This window comes from Acinetobacter sp. YH1901141 (genome assembly GCF_013416935.1).
Lineage (GTDB): Bacteria > Pseudomonadota > Gammaproteobacteria > Pseudomonadales > Moraxellaceae > Acinetobacter > Acinetobacter towneri.
In genome coordinates this window covers 48495-66531 of the sequence record NZ_VPEY01000013.1, presented here as the reverse complement: position 1 = coordinate 66531, position 18037 = coordinate 48495, and the positions used below count along the sequence as shown (strand labels likewise).

The window sequence follows — 18037 nt, the reverse complement described above, 5'->3', positions numbered from 1 at the left end:
GATGCTTACATATTTATACAACAGAGCCGACTGAAGATACTATTAAATTAAAGAAGTCTAATTAGATATTTACAATCTAATAGAGTCTAACAACTTGCTTTAAGCTCTATTAATTTTGCATGGTGTCACGAGGAACCGGGATTTGCTATCAGTTCAATCTGGAATATCTGGCCCCAGTAGTCTGAAGCAATGGGGTCGATGGGCAGGGCTCTGCCTTTGCTGATACCTCAGGCAGCTTAAAAGTATTTACGCCAGCCAATAGAAAAAACACCAAAGTTCACTACCAGATAGCGAGTTATAATTTAAATTTGAGTGAGTTGGGGGGATGCTTCAAATTATAAATCTTTGTGCAACAAAGCCCTACTATTCTGAAATGACAGCTTTGTCCGTTATAATTGTATAAACATTTTTAGTGTCTGGTAATTATGTCCTCATTGATCAATTTTCTATCTCGCTTTAGTACTGCAACTCTTCAGCGCAGCCAGAGCTATGCTAAACACATTGATAGGAAAACGATTGAGTTCTTTGAGGAAAATGACGATGTCACGATGTATGCCCAAATTGAAGGGACAGATTATTACGATACTGCAATTACCTATAATCTTAAAAAGGACCGTTTAATTGATGACGACTGCACTTGTCCGGTTGGATATAACTGTAAACATGCTGCTGCTTTAGCCAAATTATTTTATCAAGAATATCGAGAAGGATATCTGAAGAGCTATGTTGACTCTCAGTCATCATCTCACACTCAAAAAGATCGGGTTGCAATTAATCAAGCACAACGCTGGTTAAGTGAGTTTAAGCAGTATTTACAACATACCCAGTTAGAGCAGCAAAAGACAACGAGTAATTATTTACTTTATTATTTAGATCAGCCTTTAGGTCTATTCGGGTTAAAACTTGAGGTTCGCAAAGGTAGACGTAATAAAAGTGGGACGATCACAGGTGTCAGTTCTTATACTGAATATGGCAATATTCTAAAAAAACGTCTGTCTTTGCCTGATGGGAAGCGACAATTATTTAATCAAATTTATTATTATGCCAAGCTCAATCAGAATGAGTTTTCTTATGGAAATAGTCTTGATATATCAGGCATTGTCTTAGAGCATTTTAAATCTTTCATTCAGAGTGGTGATGTCTATTGGAAACAAAAAAGTGATGCTCCACTTACATGGTCAGAACAAAGCTATCAGCTTGAATTTTCTTGGCAAAAGAGCATTGAAAAACAGACTGAGCACTTAGATTTTGAGTTGGTCAATGGAAATGTTCGACTCAATTTAAAATCGAATCCACATCTTCAAATTCTTGTAAGTCAGCCACTTTGTTATATCGATATTCACAAGAATACGGTAGGGCAACTCTATAGTGAATATACATCGGATTTACTGTACTACCTTTGGCGGATGCCAGAGATGCCTGCGACGGTTTTGACTGAGTTTGAGCAGCTTACCCATCAATCTACAACGATACATAACTTGCCGAAACCTGGGTTTCTTCAAGAGATTGAAGTCTTACAGGGTAATCCCCAGCCAATTTTACGCTTCGGTGTTTTAGATAAATTTGATTGGAAATGGGAGGAGTCTGTTTGTGCTGAAATTGAATTCTCCTATGCAGGCGGGCGAATTAAAGCAGGTACATCAGGTGACAGTTTCATTGGTGAGCAGCATGACAAAATGGTGCGACAGCTTCGGGACTTAGTTCAGGAACAACAGTCAATCCAGCGTTTACAGCTATTGGTCGAATCACTGAAGTGGGTGAAAGATCTTAGTTATGACCAGCAATTAAAACTGGATAAACAACGTCTCGATTCTATGGTTTTTGCTTTCTATGGAGACTGGATCAAACAGCTGATGCCCATCAATCAAATTGAGTTGATGGGCTGGCAGATAGAGCATCTGGAAAACAGCCCCTTTAACCTGCAATATGTTGAAAATTTAAATATTTCTATCACTGAATCTGAAGGCCAGCAGGACTGGTTCAATATCGGGGCGACGGTTCAAGACAGTGCAGGCAATTCTTATAATTTACTTGATGCGCTCGTAGCTTTGGTGCGAGTAAATCCTGATTTACTTGATCCGCGGACTTTTATTCATCTGCATGACAGTCAAATTTTCACCGTGAAAACTGCAGTTGATCAACCTGATTTGGCGCTATCCGCTAGGGATATTAAGCCGGTATTATTGCATCTGCAGAGCATTTTACAGCAAGAAGAGCGCAGTATTGATCGCTATGATGCGAGTCAATTATTAGAATTGCAGCATAATCTTGGGATGACATGGCAGGTCAGTGATCGCCTGCAGAAATTTGTACATAAATTCAAACAAGGCTATCAGCAACAACTGCCAACACCACAAGGTTTTCAGGGGGAGTTGCGTCTATACCAGCAGCAGGGCTTAGGCTGGTTACAGTTTTTAAGGGAAACCCAGCATGGCGGGATTCTGGCAGATGATATGGGCTTGGGGAAAACAGCACAAACTTTAGCCCATTTACTCATGGAAAAGCAGGCTGGATATTTGCAGGATAGTCCCGCCTTAATTGTTGCACCCACATCGCTGATGCATAACTGGTTCAAAGAAGCGGAGAAATTTACCCCAGAGCTCAAGCTATTGCTGCTACAGGGGCCCGATCGCCATCAGTATTTTGAGCAGATTCCGCACTATGATATTGTGTTAACCACCTATCCGCTTCTGGCGAGAGATGAAGAGCAACTAAAGCAATATGAATATCATCAACTCATTTTGGATGAGGCGCAGAATATCAAAAATCCGCGCGCCAAAGCTGCACAGGTAGTACGGCAATTAACAGCGCGACATCGTCTATGTCTAACCGGTACACCTATGGAAAATCATTTGGGTGAGCTGTGGGCACTATTTTATTTCCTGATGCCAGGATTTTTATATTCACAAGAAATTTTTAATAAAAAGTACCGTCATCCGATTGAAAAGCGCGGTGATGAGCAGTTAAGACAAAAGTTGGTCAACCGGATTAAGCCCTTCATTTTACGTCGCTTGAAAACTGACGTAGCCAAAGAGTTGCCAGAAAAAACCACGATTGAAGTCAATATTGATATGAATGACCAGCAATCCAAGTTATATGAGGCTGTTCGTGCCACGATGCAGGCAAGCATTCAGAAAATTGTGGCAGAAAAAGGCTTTAAACGTAGTCAAATTCAAATTTTAGATGCCTTACTGAAGCTACGTCAGGTGTGCTGCCATCCTAGCTTACTAAAGCTGGATTCAGTGAAAATTGGGCAGGCGCATTCTGCCAAACTTGAACAGTTGATGGATATGGTCGTTCCAATGGTGGAAGAGGGGCGAAAAATTCTTATCTTCTCTCAGTTTACCTCAATGTTGGAACTGATTGAACAACAGTTCCATCACGCAGAAATTGGCTATGTGAAGCTGACTGGAAAGACCAAAAAGCGAGATGAAGTCATTACAGCGTTTCAGTCTGGACAAGTGCCGGTATTTTTAATCAGTCTGAAAGCAGGAGGGGTCGGTTTGAATCTAACTGCCGCAGATACGGTCATTCACTATGATCCATGGTGGAACCCTGCTGCTGAAGATCAAGCTTCAGATCGTGCATGGCGGATTGGACAGGACAAGCCAGTATTTGTGTATAAGCTGATTACCAATAAAAGCATAGAAGAAAAAATTCTTGCCTTACAGCAAAATAAAGCAGAACTGGCACACTCTATTCTAAGTACCGATCATGAGGGCGAAGCGAAACTGACGGAAAATGACGTGATGAACTTGTTTGAGAAATTTTAGTTTGGTTTCAGATTACCCTAATCATCTGTAAGTATCTGAAAGTCTGGATGCAATTTTTTCCACTGTTACTCTCCTCCGAGAAGACCTTTCCATGGGTTAGACATTAAGTCATCTTGATCTTCAATAGTGACTTTAATTTCATCATTCAATAATTGTCTAATCAAATGAACCTTATCATCTGGGATGAGCATCAGTTGAGCATTTAGTCCTGCCGCAATAATTTCTAAGGTATCTAATCGAGGATTGCCTTGACTTTCCAGTTTTTGGTACTGCTGTCTTGAAATGCCTGTACGTGATTGCATATCAACTTGCTTTAAACCCAATAGGGTTCGTCTTTTTTTGACTTGCTGTAGTAAAGACTTATTTGGTGTAGACATATTTATTGCTTTTTGGTGGTATAAGAAGCATATTAGTTGCTTTTTTATTAAGAAGCAATGACAGAAATTATTAACAGGCTCCGCGGCATCAATATTTAGGATCTAGGCAAGCTGATCTTGTTTAACATAAGCCACTTAGTAGTAGCTAATACTATCTTTTGTTTTGGAGTTTTTTTTATCTTGTATGATTGATACTTTGGAGCATCATCTACACGGTTTTTTGTTCACAGTTTTGAAAGAGCACTTTTGTAAACTTACTTTTTTAAGTATAAAAATTTCTTATGAAGTAAAATATTGAATAAAACAACAATAAAAAAGCCCCAGTCATTCAACTGAGGCTTTTAGAATCTGGAGCGGGAAACGAGACTCGAACTCGCGACCCCAACCTTGGCAAGGTTGTGCTCTACCAACTGAGCTATTCCCGCATGCGGTGTATAATACATTATGCAAAAATAGGGTCAATCCATTTATGCAAAAAATTAGCTTAATTGCATAAATAAACGACATTTTTTAGAACAACTGGCGATGAGATCGCCAAATTTAAGTAGAAAAACACGCTGTAACAGCACCAAGCACGAATGATTCTGCCAAAGTGCTGAGAATTGTATAGAACGCAGTTATACTGCTAGGCAGCCTTTAAACCATTTTGGGAAATACAATCATGAGTTTAGAACAACAATTGTTGCAACGCTTAGCTGCTTTAAATCCAAGTCATTTAGAAGTTGTGAATGAATCTGCAGGGCATGGCGGTTATTTCCCAGGAAAAGAATCCCATTTTAAAGTGGTGATGGTCAGTGATGTTTTTCAGGGCTTACGTTCGGTACAACGTCATCAAAAAATTTATGCCGCTGTGGGTGATCTACTCGCGCCAAATAAAATTCATGCGCTTGCGATTCATGCCTTTGTTGCCTCTGAGTGGCAAGGCCAAGATACGTCAAGCCCTGAATGTGCACATGCACCAAAAGATGCGTAAGGGAAGGCTATAGATGGAAAATTTATCAATGCTGAACAATATTCACGTTGCTGCAGTGGCTTTGTTGCTGTTGGTGATTGTGGTGCGTGCCATGACTTTATTTAAAGGTACATTGAACCACTCTCCAAACCCTAAAGCATGGAAAGTCTTTGTAGCTTTGCAGCATTCGGCACTCACGCTGATTGTGGTGACAGGAGTCATTGCCTTATTTCTGAAGGATTTTCAGGTCGAAGCTTGGTTTTATGCCAAAATTATTTTATTTTTTGTGATGCTTTCTTCTTTGATTAAAGCGTATAAAAAAGATGAGCGTATTTTGCTGGTGCAGCGCCGTGTTGGTTGGGGACTGGCTCTGATTGCCTTCATTGCCATTTTAGGTTTGGTCATGCTTAAACCAAGTTTTGGCTAGGGTAAGTTTAAGGATTGTTAGACACTATGTACCAACAATCATAGCGGGTCGGTTAAACTGAACATATAACAAGAACTGAAGTCATTCAACGAGGGGCGACAATGCGCACACGTGTGGTGTTTAATCAGAAAGGTGGTGTTGGAAAATCCAGTATTACCGTGAATTTGGCAGCAATCAGTGCTCATCAGGGGCTAAAAACACTGGTGATTGATCTCGACCCGCAAGCCAACTCCAGTCAATATTTACTGGGCGATGATGCGACCTATTCTGCCGATAAACCTGCACTTGAACCCAATATTGAAAATTATTTTGAAGAGGTTTTGGGGGGTAATCAGTCCAAAGGTTTATTGGGCAATGCGCTAGGCTCTATTTTAAAAAACCGCAGCAAAGGTTTAGAAGCTTATGTGCATCAGTCACCGTTCAAGAATCTGGATGTGATTCCTGCTAGCCCGCAATTGGGTGGTTTAGCACATGCCTTAGAATCTAAACATAAAATTTATAAACTACGTGATGCCTTACAGCAATTGTCGGATCAATATGACCGTGTATTTATTGATACTCCACCTGCGTTTAACTTTTTTACGCTCTCTGCCTTAATTGCTGCAGATCGGGTGCTCATTCCTTTTGACTGTGATGTGTTTTCTAAACGTGCCTTACAAAGCTTGATTGAAAATGTATTGGAAACTCAGGATGATCATAATCCACATCTGGAAATTGAAGGGATTGTGGTGAATCAGTTTCAGGCGCAGGCCAAGTTGCCGCGTGAAGTGGTTCAGCAACTCAAAGAAGAGGGCTTGCCTGTCCTGAACAGTATGTTGCCGCCTTCAGTGTTGATGAAAGAATCACATCATAAAAATTTGCCATTAATTCATTTGGCAACAGATCATAAATTGACGCAGGCCTATCAATCGTTGTTCAATGAAATTGAGCAAGCGTGATACGCAGAGGTGAACATGAAAACATTTGCAATCGGTCTTTTGGCGGTCAGTAGTGTGTTGTTAGGTGCGTGTGCGACTACAGTCAAGCCGACTTATGTGTCACCTACGCATTATCAGGCCTTGAATTGCCAGCAATTACAAAGTGAATATAACCGCATTCAACAATATATTGAAAGTGGTGTGCAGGCACCAAAACGTACAGGCGTTGGTGTAGGCGTGGGCTTAGGTGGTGGCTGGGGCAGCCGAGGTGGTTGGGGCATTGGACCTAGTGTTTCGGTGAATATGGGACAGTCTTCCAATACCAAAAATACCGAATTAGCACGTTTATTGGGTGAGCAAGAAGCGATTGTGCAGGCTGCAAAATTTAAAGCCTGCCCGATTATAGTGAAGCTTAAACCTGCAACATCTTAAGAAAAAACACTGTGGTTGTGCCTATATGGCACAGCCATAGCTGAAAATTTTTTAGCAAAATGTTTCAGAGCTTCCCTAAAATGAAACATATAAAAACAAAAACTTAGATTGAATTGTCGTTATATTTATACGCTTTGGTCAGTATTGGCGTATTAGAAAAACTTGTCTTTTTTTATGGCTTTCATATAAGGTGTGCTCCTGTTTGACTGGCGTACTTTGGTGTTTATGATTGAAAGTTGGTGGTTTGTCTTGGCCATGATCGCGGTCTTGATGATTCCTGGACCGACCAATGCATTATTGGCAAGTTCAGCGCATCAACAGGGCATTGCGAAAACCAGTATGCTGATTCCTGCAGAATTATTTGGCTATGCTTATGCAATTAGCTTATGGGCTCTGCTGATTCATTTAAGTGCCCCAATCTGGCCGTATTTTATTGATATTTTGCATATTTTGAGTGCGGGCTATGTATTTTGGATGGCCTTTCATTTATGGAAGCAGTCACATTTAGAGCAGCACAGTCAGAAGTATCCAACCATTCGCCCTGCGCAATTATTTTTCTCCACCTTTAAAAATCCAAAAGCCTTGTTATTTGCTGCGGGTATTTTTCCGGTAGAAACATGGAATAACCCGACCAATGTAGCGGTGGTCTACGTGCTATTTAGTTTGGTGTTGTTACCTACCGCATTATTTTGGATGTCATTTGGACGGGTGATTTTGGCCAGAGAAACTAAAAAAGTCACAGCCGATTTGCTCTATAAAGGTTCGGCCTTACTTTTAGTGGTATGTATGTTGCCTGTGGTGGCACGGTTCTTTTAAGGGTTCAAAGACAGAATCGACGTAAAGATCAAACCAAGGATGCGTAGTGCATCCTTGTAGGTCGAGTATTCAACGCTTGAATTTTTCCAATATGCGTATATTTAAGCAGGCTTTTTCTTGAGTTTTTGGCGAATAAAACCAATCACCCCTGGCAAAACACTCAGAATAATAATACCGAAAATTAAATAGGTAAAATTGTCTTTCACAATTGGCATATTTCCAAATAAGTAGCCTAGGGTAATAAACGAAGCAATCCAACAAAATGCCCCAACCACGTTATAGGTCAGAAAGTATTTATAATTCATACTGCCTGCACCCGCTACAAATGGTGCAAAGGTACGTGCAAAAGGCACAAAGCGGGCAAAAATAATGGTTTTACCCCCATGACGTTCAAAAAACTTTTGAGTTTCGATCAAATGCTTTTTATTAATAAAACGTGATTCAAGCTCGAAAACCCGTGGGCCAATATATTTACCAATATGATAATTCAGGGTGTCGCCCAGTACTGCGGCTATGAATAGTAAAACTCCGAGTAACCAAGGGTCCATCACACCTGTTGAAGCAGCGAGTGCACCTGCTGCAAAAAGTAAACTGTCGCCTGGTAAAAACGGCATGACCACCAAGCCTGTTTCTACAAAAATAATCAGGAATAAAATGGCGTAAATCCATACCCCATATTGGGTGATGAATTCGAGCAAATGTTCATCGACGTGTAATATAAAATCAATCAGTTCCATGGGAAAAAACAAGCGAAAGTGTGCTCAAATCCTAGCAGTCCACAGGCGGAAAGTCAGTATGAAAAGGTAAATAATTTTCACAGCAATTTTAGGGATGCCAGACCAGCCACATCGGTTTTTTTCGTTGCATAGATGCAACAACATGTCTTTTAAATGCGTATTTATCCTAAATTTTGAAAAAACTAAGATGTATTTGTCTTCAAGAATGAATCAAAAATATAGGTGATCTGATGTTTAATCCAAATGTTGTGTTAAAAAGTGTGGTCGAAAAAGCAAGTGTGCAAGCCATTGTAAGTTTATTTGCACGTGCTTTTTTAGCGTATTTATTTATTGTATCTGGTTGGGGCAAAATAGCAGGCTATGATGCGACAGTGGGCTATATGCAAGCTATGGGTGTTTCAGGTTCATTGCTACCTTTGGTGATTTTGCTAGAACTTGGTGGTGGTTTGGCAATTCTATTCGGTTTACAAGCACGTGTCGTGGGTTTGGGTTTAGGTGTTTTTAGTCTTTTAACTGCATTTTTATTCCATGCTGCACCAGAAGATGCGCTGAACTTTATGAAAAATATTGGTTTGGCTGGCGGTTTCTTCTACATCATGCTTTACGGTGCAGGCAAAATAAGTCTAGACCATCTTTTGGAAGCAAAAAAGTAAGTCATTGATTTCCACATCAGCTCAACAATTTAAGCAATCTTCAAGAAGGTTGCTTTTTTTATGCCATAGAAAATGCATAGTCTTTTAAAAATTAGAGTGTGGTCAGTGCAATAGCACGCAGAAAAATAGCCATTTTTAGGATTGTCTGAATAGTGTGCGCAAGGCGTGGAAAAATGCTAGAATAGCGCGCTTAATTCGTTTGCCTTTCTATAGTTGTTTGTCATGACTACCAATACTCAAATTACTGAAGATCGTATCCTGATTCTGGATTTCGGTTCGCAATATAGCCAGCTGATCGCACGTCGTGTTCGTGAAGCGGGCGTATATTCTGAAATGTATGCCTACGATATGTCGGAAGAAGACATTCGTGCATTTAATCCAAACGGTATTATCTTATCGGGTGGACCTGAAAGTGTTCACCAAGCGGGTAGTCCACGCGCACCTGAAATTGTATTTAACTTAGGCGTACCTGTACTGGGTATCTGCTATGGCCTACAAACCATGTCAGAACAACTGGGCGGTAAGGTTGAAGCAGGCTCAGTGCATGAATTCGGTTATGCCGAAGTCGATATTTTGGTACGTGACAAACTGATTGGTAACTTGCAAGACCGTGAAAACCAATTGCACGTTTGGATGAGCCATGGCGATAAAGTGGCACGCATTCCAGAAGGCTTCCAAATTACGGCAAGCACACCAAGCTGCCCTGTGGCGATGATTTCTGATGAAACACGCCGTTTCTATGGTATTCAATTCCACCCAGAAGTAACGCACACAGCTAAAGGTGCAGAACTACTGTCTAACTTCGTACATCAAATTTGTGGCTGTCGTGGTTTGTGGACACCAGAACACATCATCGACTTGCGTGTAGAACAATTACGTCAGCAAATTGGCAATGAAAAAGTATTACTTGGCTTGTCAGGTGGTGTCGATTCATCTGTGGTTGCTGCCTTATTGCACCGTGCCATTGGCGATCAATTGACGTGTGTATTTGTAGACAACGGTTTGTTGCGCTTGAACGAAGGCGATCAAGTGATGCAAATGTTTGCAGAAAACATGGGGATTCGCGTAATTCGTGCCGACGCTGAACAGCGTTTCTTAGGTGCATTGGCTGGTGAAGTTGATCCAGAGAAAAAACGTAAAATCATTGGTCGTGAATTTATTGAAGTTTTTGCCGAAGAAGCACGTAAGCTGGATGGCGTGAAATTCTTGGCACAAGGTACGATTTACCCAGACGTGATTGAATCTGCAGCCAGCAAACAAGGCAAAGCGCATGTGATTAAATCACACCACAACGTGGGCGGTTTACCAGAAGATTTAGCTTTTGAATTGGTTGAACCATTACGTGACTTGTTTAAAGATGAAGTTCGTAAGCTTGGCACCACTTTAGGCTTGCCACACAGCATGATTTACCGCCATCCATTCCCAGGTCCAGGTTTGGGCGTGCGTATTTTGGGTGAAGTGAAAAAAGAATATGCAGACATTTTACGTCTAGCTGATGATATTTTCATGCAGGAATTACGTGCAAGTGGCTGGTATGACAAAACAGCTCAAGCATTTGCAGTATTCCAACCTGTAAAATCTGTTGGTGTAGTAGGTGATGGTCGTCGTTATGCATGGGTAATCGCACTACGTGCCGTAGAAACCGTGGACTTTATGACCGCACGTTTCGCACACTTGCCGTATGACTTGGTGGATCGTATTTCAACACGCATTATGAATGAAATTGCAGAAGTTTCACGTGTGGTGTATGACGTATCATCTAAACCACCAGCAACCATTGAATGGGAGTAATTCAGGGATTTCACGAAGCACTGCTTCGTGCCTGAATTACGCCAAGCGCTATACGCGCGGCAGCTAGGGGTTTCAAGCAGCACTGCTGCTTGCCAGTTTTACGACATGAGCCCATTTTAAAGCACGGCTTTTAAAATGGGTGCAAGATGCGCGCGGCAGCTAGGGGTTTCGGACAGCACTGCTGTCCGCCTGAATTATGCCATGAGCCTATTTTAAAGCACAGATTTTAAAATGGGTGCAAGATGCTTGCGGCAGCTAGGTTTTCCTCTTACACATAAAAAAGAGCACTCCATGTGCTCTTTTTTTATGTATGCTAAACAATCCAAGATTTAATTTCTTTTTTTACCGCAGATTTAGGGGGCTCAGGCATCCCCACATCAAAGCTGATGACACAATTTCGTCCACGTTGTTTGGCTTGGTATAAGGCCAAATCGGCTTCTTTAATCAGGGTTTGCAAGTCGGTTTGTTGTGGTTTTAAACTCGACACGCCAATGGAGACAGTGAAATTAAAACATTTTTTATCAATGCACATTTCATGCTGAGCAATTTTTTGTCTTAAGCGCTCTGAAATCATCAATGCTTCATCTAAGCTGGTTTCACTGAGCAGCGCAATAAATTCTTCACCGCCAAAGCGTGCCAAAATATCCTTGCGGCGCATTTCTTTACGGGCAATGTCTGCAATATTTTGTAAGACTCGATCTCCAATATCGTGCCCATAGGTATCGTTAATTTGTTTAAAAAAGTCGACATCAAACATTAGCAAGCAGACCGATTCAGATTTAGGCCATGCATGAATTTTGTGTTCTGCCATGTGTACAAACTGACGTCGGTTATTGAGTTGGGTCAGTTCATCGGTATGGGCCAAGGCTTGCAAGGTATGAAAATTCCAGTCATCCAGCAAACTGCGTAAAAAGTGATGGCGGGCATTTAGGGTATTGATCCAGCTGATATACAAACTCAACAAACATACAGGGATATACACCACCATAAAAACTAAGGCATCCTGCAAGTTGGTGAGGGAAATCACCCCAAAAAACATGAGTACGCTCATGACCAATGAATTATAGACCGCAGGGCGGAAACGCACTTGAATACACAGATTGGCCATGAGTACAAAAATGACCGAGGCATACACATAAGTGGAAATCCAAGGGCTTTGTGATTGCGACAGGATATAGAACCAAATACCGCAGCACAGTGTGGCGCTGACCGGTAAAATTAAATCCAGCAGGCGAATATCTTTGATCAATTTAAAGCAGAAATAATTGCCAATCAGCGCCAATACAACAGCACTGAGACGGAGTGTGGCCGAGAGCGTAGTGACATCTGGAATGATGAAATTATCGATAAAGAAATACAGCAGGAACGTCATTTGCCCAATGTAATTGACTTGGCGTAAATAACGACGCTGATGTAAATTCTGGTGTTGATAAAAATGTGTTTCAAATTGCGGCGGGAGTTGCGCAGCAGGGTGCTGCAATGCTTTTTCAATTGCTTGTCGGTTTTCAAGATCACACTCAGTTGTTTTTAAAAGTTTTTCTGAGGCTTCCTGATTGCTTAAAATCTTCGAACGGGTCTGTTCCCCCATTCGAGCTTTTACAGACATAGCGATATTTACTCAAATTGATAACTTATAGTGAGGATTATGCGCAAAATGCAGAAAAAATAACCTCCCTAAATTTGGGTATTTTCTCTATTTTTTTAAATTTTGGTCAAAATTATGCCATATATTTTAAGGTGTAGTTCAAGTTTGAACCATAAAAATCAGAACAACAAATTTCATCTTGCTCTTCGTTAGTGATTTAGCGTATTTAATAGTCAAGGAATTTACAGAAATATAATAGGTATAGGATGAGCAACAGCAATTATACCGAGCTTTCCAATTCAGACGATTGTGATAAGTACGTCAAGCAATTTATACAGGAATTTCCACTGCGTAGTGCTGAAATTGGGCAGGGAACTTTAATTAAACGTGCTTTACCGAGTCGGCATAAACGCATGATTGGGGCATGGTGTTTTCTGGATCACGCAGGCCCTGTCAATTTTCCACAAGGTGAAGGCTTAGACGTCGGGCCGCATCCACATATTGGTTTGCAAACATTCACCTGGATGATTGAAGGTAGCATTATGCATACCGACAGTTTGGGTACCAAGCAATTGATTCGTCCCAAACAGGTTAATTTAATGACTGCAGGTTATGGTATTTCACATACCGAAGTTGCTCCCGACACCGAAACACACATGCATACAGCGCAATTGTGGATTGCTTTACCTGATGATCAGCGCAATATGGCGCCACGTTTTGATCATTACCCTGACCTGCCTGTGGTTCAGCAAGATGGAGTGGAATTTACCATTTTAGTCGGTGAGTTTTTAAATACCACTTCGCCAGTATTGGTACATAGTGAGTTGCTAGGGGTGGATATTTATAGTAAAACTAGCACGACAACTCGTTTGCCGCTGAATCCTAAGTTTGAATATGGTTTGATGATGCTGGAAGGCACAGCCACTGTGCATGGGCATGAATTAAACGATGAAAATATGCTGGTGCTTGAACCGGGCTTAACCGAAATTCAGCTAGATTTACATGCGGGTGCGCGTCTGTTGCTATTGGGCGGATTACCTTTTGAGTCGCCAATTTTGTTGTGGTGGAATCTCGTCGGTCGTACCCAAGAAGAGTTAAGCATTGCACGTGAGCAATGGGTCAATCATGATCCCCGTTTTGGCACAATACCAGACTACGATGGACCACGTTTAGAAGCACCGACTTTCCCCGCAAAAATGCGTGCATCAAAATAAATGATGGAATATCAATCTATAGGGAGCATCTTATGGCCAAGATTGGCACAGCACAGGTACGCAGTTTAGACACAGCATGGCAAGGCCAGATTCAAAGTGGTCAGCACCAATGGAAGGTAGATGAGCCTGAAAAGTTAGGTGGTCAAGATGCAGGTCCTGCACCTTATGATCTGTTATGTAGCAGTTTGGTCGCTTGCACCATGATTACCTTGCGTATGTATGCACAGCATAAGGGTTTGGATTTTGGCAAAATTCAGGTCGAGGCGGACTTCTTTACCAATCAGGAAGGGCAGGAGTGGATTGAACGCCGTGTGCAAACTGAAGTGGTATTGGATGTAGAATTACAGCAAAAAGTACTGAATATCTGTCAAAAAACACCTGTGACTAAAACCTTGTTACGCAGTGTGGAAATTCGTACTGAATTGGGTTAAACCTAGAGTTGAATCTGTCTCTTATAAAAAGGCATACAGGACATGCCTTTTTATAATGTTGCGTGAAACAGAAGATATAACAATCACTTAAAACAGATGCAATAAAAACAAAATAGGACGTTTATGATTACTTTACACCACCTTGATCAATCCCGCTCTTTCCGTATTTTGTGGGCACTCGAAGAGCTGAGTTTGAACTATGAAATCAAGTTTTACCATCGTCAGCCCAATTTAAGTGCGCCCAATGAATTGAAGCTGATTCACCCATTGGGTAAAGCACCAATTTTGACTGATGCAGAACAGACCATTGCAGAATCTGCTGTCATTTTGGAGTACTTGCAGCAGCATTATGATACGCAAAGGCAGTTTAAACCGCAGCAGGCTTCAGCACAGCAAGCCTATCAATACTGGATGCATTATGCCGAAGGTTCATTAATGCCATTGTTAGTGATGCAGTTGGTGATGACCAATGTGCCGCAGCATGTGCCATGGTTAGTTCGACCAATGGCGCAAAAAATTACTGCAGGTGTTAAAGTAGGGTTTATTCAGCCTCGTTTAAAAGATCATATTGCTTATTTAGAAGATTATTTGGGCAAACATGATTATTTTGCAGGGGATTTTTCTTTTGCCGATATTCAAATGGGTTTCCCGCTCCAAGCATTGCAAAGCCGTACCGGGCATCATTATCCACAGATTGCGGCTTATTTGGCACGCGTGGAACAGCGTCCTGCATTTCAGCGTGCACGCGAACGTGAGCAGCAGTTAATGCAAATCTAGCGATGATTTTTGTGAGTACATCGTTCTATAGACCTAAAAAAAGATGCCGAGGCATCTTTTTTTAATTGATTTTGGTCGATTGATAACAATGAGGCTTAGCGTTTCACGACAATTGAATCAATTCCACTATGCTGCAAAGTTTGCTGAGCAATCACTGCAGCATCGGCTGAATCATAAGGGCCTGAAATCACCCGATACCAAGTTTCACCACCTTCTACACTTTTCACTACATCTGCCGATAAACCATTCAAAATAATTTCGGCACGACGTGCATCTGCAGCATCTGGGTCGGTATAGCTACGCACTTGTAGAATATAGCTGGCTTGTACCACAGGGGCAGGCATTTCTGTCAGACCAACATTGGCTTCGCTGGCCGCTGGCGCCTCTACAGCAGCAGGCGCTTCAACAATGACTACGGTATTCTGTTGCTGTGTTTCAGGCACCGCTTGCTCAGGAATTGGGGTAACCTGTTGCTGTGGCAGCAAATCATAAAAACGATAGTCTTTGTTGGTATCTTCCTGATAATGCTCAGAATTGATTTGCCCTTTAGGCTGTACAGGTGCCCACGGTTTCCATAGCATTAAGGCTACAGCAAAACACAACACGATTAAAATCACCACGAGTGTGCCTAACCACGTTGGAATTAGTGGTTTTTTGGGCTTATTCGGTCGTTCAGATACACCGCGTTGCGTTTTTCCAAACACGTGGACTTCCTCTTGTTATGCTTTTATTTGGCTTTTACATTGTTTCTGGTGCAGAGACACCTAATAATTCTAAACCATTACGCAAGACTTGTTGTACGTTTACTGAAAGCAATAAGCGTGCTTGAGTCAAGGCTGCATCATCATTCAGAACTTTATGCTCATTGTACCAACCGTGGAACAATGCTGCTAATTCTTTCAAATAGTTACCTACCTGATGCGGTTCGTGGCTGTTGGCAGCACGTACTAAAATTTCAGGATACGCAGCCAGTTTGGCTAAAATTTCAGTTTCAGCATCTAGCTCAAGTTTAGCGGCAAACTGACGTGCAGTTGTCGCATTAAAATTCAATTGCGTAGCAGCAGCTTTTTCGAGCATACGACAAATACGTGCATGAGCATATTGAATATAGTAGACCGCATTGTCTTTACTTTGTGAAACGGCCAAATCTAGGTCAAAGTCAATGTGCTGTTCAGATTTGCGCATGACGTAATAGAAACGTGCAGCATCGTTGCCGACTTCTTTACGCAAATCACGCAAGGTCACGTACTGACCTGAACGGGATGACATTTGTACCATTTCACCACCACGCCATAAGCTCACGAACTGCACTAACAGTACCGTTAATTTTTTCGAGTCGTAGCCTAGTGCATCAATGGCCGCTTTCACACGTGAAATATAACCGTGGTGATCTGAACCCCAAATATCAATTAGGTCTGTGTAGCCACGTTGTAATTTATTCAGGTGATAAGCAATGTCTGAAGCAAAGTAAGTGGTTTGACCATTGCGGCGTTTCACCACACGGTCTTTTTCATCGCCAAATGTGGTCGATTTAAACCAGATATTGCCGTCTTGTTCGTATAGATAACCACGTTGATCTAGTGTTTGCAGAGCTTCATCAATTTTTTCAGTCAATGACGCTTCGCTAAACCATTGGTTAAAGGTGACACCAAACTCGCCCAAGTCATCTTTAATGTCGGCCAAAATAGCATTCAGCGCAGCCTGATGGAACACGCGATAATCATCACCCAAGAGCGTTTGTGAATTGAAAATCAAACCATCAATGTGTTTTTCTTTGTCGCCCGACAAGACCACTTTGTTGCCATCGGCATCGAGTTCTGCCGCATATTGCACATCTTCAGGCACATTGTTATATACATCTGCAACAGGGCGTACATGGCGTTCACCATCCTGTTTTAAAATGCTTTGTGCGATGTCTTTAACGTAGTCACCCTGATACGCATTTTTGGGGAACACCAGCGTTTGACCTGCCAGTTCCAAATAACGCAAGTAAGTTGAAGTCGCCAAAATATCCATTTGACGGCCAGCATCATTGACATAGTATTCACGGTCAACTTTAGCACCTGTGGCTTCAAGTAAATTGGCAACTGTCATACCATAAGCAGCACCACGACCATGACCCACGTGTAGGCTTGAGGTTGGGTTAGCAGAAACGAACTCGACCTGAATGCGTTTTTCTGCATTGATTTGGCTGCGTCCAAATTGTTGTTTTTGTGCTTGAATTTGATCTAAAACACTAAAACGCTGGTCGGCATTTAAAAAGAAGTTAATAAAACCAGGGCCTGCAATCTCTGCTTTGCTGATGTCTGCAACTTCAGGCAGAGCAGCAAGAATTTTTTCGGCTAAATCGCGTGGCTTCATGCCTGCGGCTTTAGAGGCAATCATGGCAATATTTGATGCGAAATCACCGTGGCTGCGGTCTTTGGTACGGGTTAAATTACTCGTATTGTTCCAGTCAGATGGGAGTACACCTTCAGCTTGAAGGGATTGCACTGCATGATCGAGCGCTGCTTGTATTGCCGTATTCATATTTAGTCGAAAAATAGATGTGCAGAAAAACGCTAAATATAGCAAATTTCAGGGGCTTTAGGGGAGTGCAATTGTATGCTTTATCGAATTTCAGAGATTGTAGCTAAGCATGAACAAATTGCCTGAAAAATCATCCTTTAAGCAAGCAATTCATGGCATAGTATGCGGCATTCAGTGAGGCGAAAAGGCTGGAGCATGAAACAACGTGCAATGATTTTTGGCAATGTACCCAAATTACCCATGAAATGGGCCACGGTGGTAATGCCTTTCTTTTTATCATGTTTGATGAGTGGCATCATTTCGTTGATTAATATGATCCGAAATTTGGGCTGGATTGAGGGATTTTTTACCCTGTGGTTGCATAACTGGATGATTTCTTGGGCGTTTGCTTTTCCAGTCGTATTATGTGTGCTGCCTTTGGTGCGTAAGTTCACTGGCTTAATTGTAGATATGACGCCACTGCAACCACCCAAATAAATTAGGTTCGATGCCTATATAACATGGGCTATCAGAAATAAAAATCATTCAGATTTGGTTATCAAACTTCTAAATGCCCTATTTGCTACAATTCGGGCTAAGCTAGTCAGATGTCAGATGGTGCATCTCAATCCATGCGCCATCAGCAA

At 41.7% G+C, this 18037-nt stretch carries 17 protein-coding genes and 1 tRNA gene; 12 read left to right on the top strand and 6 right to left on the bottom strand.

Annotated features, from left to right (window positions below):
- Positions 1–425 precede the first annotated feature (425 nt).
- Positions 426–3773: a DEAD/DEAH box helicase gene (locus FTV52_RS08875; RefSeq protein ID WP_179990605.1), complete on the top strand. Its 3348-nt coding sequence runs from the start codon at positions 426–428 to the stop codon at positions 3771–3773.
- A gap of 65 nt (positions 3774–3838) precedes the next feature.
- Here FTV52_RS08875 and FTV52_RS08870 read toward each other — a convergent pair whose 3' ends face one another.
- Positions 3839–4150, bottom strand: a complete 312-nt coding sequence (locus tag FTV52_RS08870; protein ID WP_179990603.1) for a helix-turn-helix domain-containing protein — start codon at positions 4148–4150, stop codon at positions 3839–3841.
- A 349-nt stretch (positions 4151–4499) separates the two neighbouring features.
- Positions 4500–4575: transfer RNA gene (locus tag FTV52_RS08865), tRNA-Gly, on the bottom strand.
- Between the two features lie 236 nt (positions 4576–4811).
- On the opposite strand from FTV52_RS08865, the gene FTV52_RS08860 reads away from it, so the two are divergent.
- The 5 genes from FTV52_RS08860 (at position 4812) to FTV52_RS08840 (ending at position 7694) form a co-directional block, all read left to right on the top strand.
- A complete protein-coding gene (locus tag FTV52_RS08860; RefSeq protein ID WP_104852854.1) occupies positions 4812–5123 on the top strand; it encodes a BolA family transcriptional regulator in 312 nt (103 codons plus the stop codon).
- A gap of 13 nt (positions 5124–5136) precedes the next feature.
- Complete coding sequence (locus FTV52_RS08855; protein WP_104852855.1) at positions 5137–5529, top strand: SirB2 family protein; 393 nt, start codon at positions 5137–5139, stop codon at positions 5527–5529.
- A gap of 101 nt (positions 5530–5630) precedes the next feature.
- On the top strand, positions 5631–6467 hold the full coding sequence (locus tag FTV52_RS08850) for a ParA family protein (RefSeq protein ID WP_168541966.1): 837 nt from the start codon (positions 5631–5633) through the stop codon (positions 6465–6467).
- Between the two features lie 15 nt (positions 6468–6482).
- Positions 6483–6878 (top strand): hypothetical protein, encoded by a 396-nt coding sequence (locus tag FTV52_RS08845; RefSeq protein WP_168418965.1) that lies wholly within the window; start codon positions 6483–6485, stop codon positions 6876–6878.
- Positions 6879–7103: 225 nt separating this feature from the next.
- On the top strand, positions 7104–7694 hold the full coding sequence (locus FTV52_RS08840) for a LysE family translocator (protein WP_104852858.1): 591 nt from the start codon (positions 7104–7106) through the stop codon (positions 7692–7694).
- Positions 7695–7795: 101 nt separating this feature from the next.
- Here the strand turns inward: FTV52_RS08840 and FTV52_RS08835 are convergent, their stop codons facing one another.
- A complete protein-coding gene (locus FTV52_RS08835) occupies positions 7796–8431 on the bottom strand; it encodes a DedA family protein (RefSeq protein WP_168418963.1) in 636 nt (211 codons plus the stop codon).
- Positions 8432–8661: 230 nt separating this feature from the next.
- Between FTV52_RS08835 and FTV52_RS08830 the strand changes: the two genes are divergently transcribed.
- Together FTV52_RS08830 and guaA are read left to right on the top strand one after the other, a co-directional pair.
- Positions 8662–9084, top strand: coding sequence for a DoxX family protein (locus FTV52_RS08830; RefSeq protein WP_004970234.1), 423 nt, complete (start codon positions 8662–8664; stop codon positions 9082–9084).
- Positions 9085–9306: 222 nt separating this feature from the next.
- On the top strand, positions 9307–10875 hold the full coding sequence (guaA, locus tag FTV52_RS08825) for a glutamine-hydrolyzing GMP synthase (protein ID WP_004970232.1): 1569 nt from the start codon (positions 9307–9309) through the stop codon (positions 10873–10875).
- Positions 10876–11188: 313 nt separating this feature from the next.
- Here the strand turns inward: guaA and FTV52_RS08820 are convergent, their stop codons facing one another.
- Positions 11189–12481, bottom strand: a complete 1293-nt coding sequence (locus tag FTV52_RS08820) for a GGDEF domain-containing protein (RefSeq protein ID WP_179990601.1) — start codon at positions 12479–12481, stop codon at positions 11189–11191.
- A 245-nt stretch (positions 12482–12726) separates the two neighbouring features.
- Here FTV52_RS08820 and FTV52_RS08815 point away from each other — a divergent pair, with 245 nt between their 5' ends.
- The 3 genes from FTV52_RS08815 (at position 12727) to FTV52_RS08805 (ending at position 14882) form a co-directional block, all read left to right on the top strand.
- A complete protein-coding gene (locus FTV52_RS08815; RefSeq protein WP_179990599.1) occupies positions 12727–13674 on the top strand; it encodes a pirin family protein in 948 nt (315 codons plus the stop codon).
- Between the two features lie 32 nt (positions 13675–13706).
- Positions 13707–14105, top strand: coding sequence for an OsmC family protein (locus tag FTV52_RS08810; protein WP_168418959.1), 399 nt, complete (start codon positions 13707–13709; stop codon positions 14103–14105).
- Positions 14106–14228: 123 nt separating this feature from the next.
- Positions 14229–14882, top strand: a complete 654-nt coding sequence (locus FTV52_RS08805) for a glutathione S-transferase (protein ID WP_179990597.1) — start codon at positions 14229–14231, stop codon at positions 14880–14882.
- 95 nt (positions 14883–14977) lie between these two features.
- On the opposite strand, the gene FTV52_RS08800 is transcribed toward FTV52_RS08805, so the two are convergent.
- Both FTV52_RS08800 and argS read right to left on the bottom strand, forming a co-directional pair.
- Positions 14978–15586, bottom strand: coding sequence for an SPOR domain-containing protein (locus FTV52_RS08800; RefSeq protein WP_004970222.1), 609 nt, complete (start codon positions 15584–15586; stop codon positions 14978–14980).
- Positions 15587–15620: 34 nt separating this feature from the next.
- Positions 15621–17411 carry an arginine--tRNA ligase gene (gene argS / locus FTV52_RS08795; RefSeq protein WP_179990595.1) on the bottom strand — a complete coding sequence of 597 codons (1791 nt, stop codon included), beginning with the start codon at positions 17409–17411 and terminating at the stop codon, positions 15621–15623.
- 195 nt (positions 17412–17606) lie between these two features.
- Here argS and FTV52_RS08790 point away from each other — a divergent pair, with 195 nt between their 5' ends.
- Entirely contained in the window at positions 17607–17888 is a 282-nt protein-coding gene (locus tag FTV52_RS08790; RefSeq protein ID WP_004970219.1) for a DUF2798 domain-containing protein, read from the top strand.
- The last annotated feature ends 149 nt before the right edge of the window (positions 17889–18037 follow it).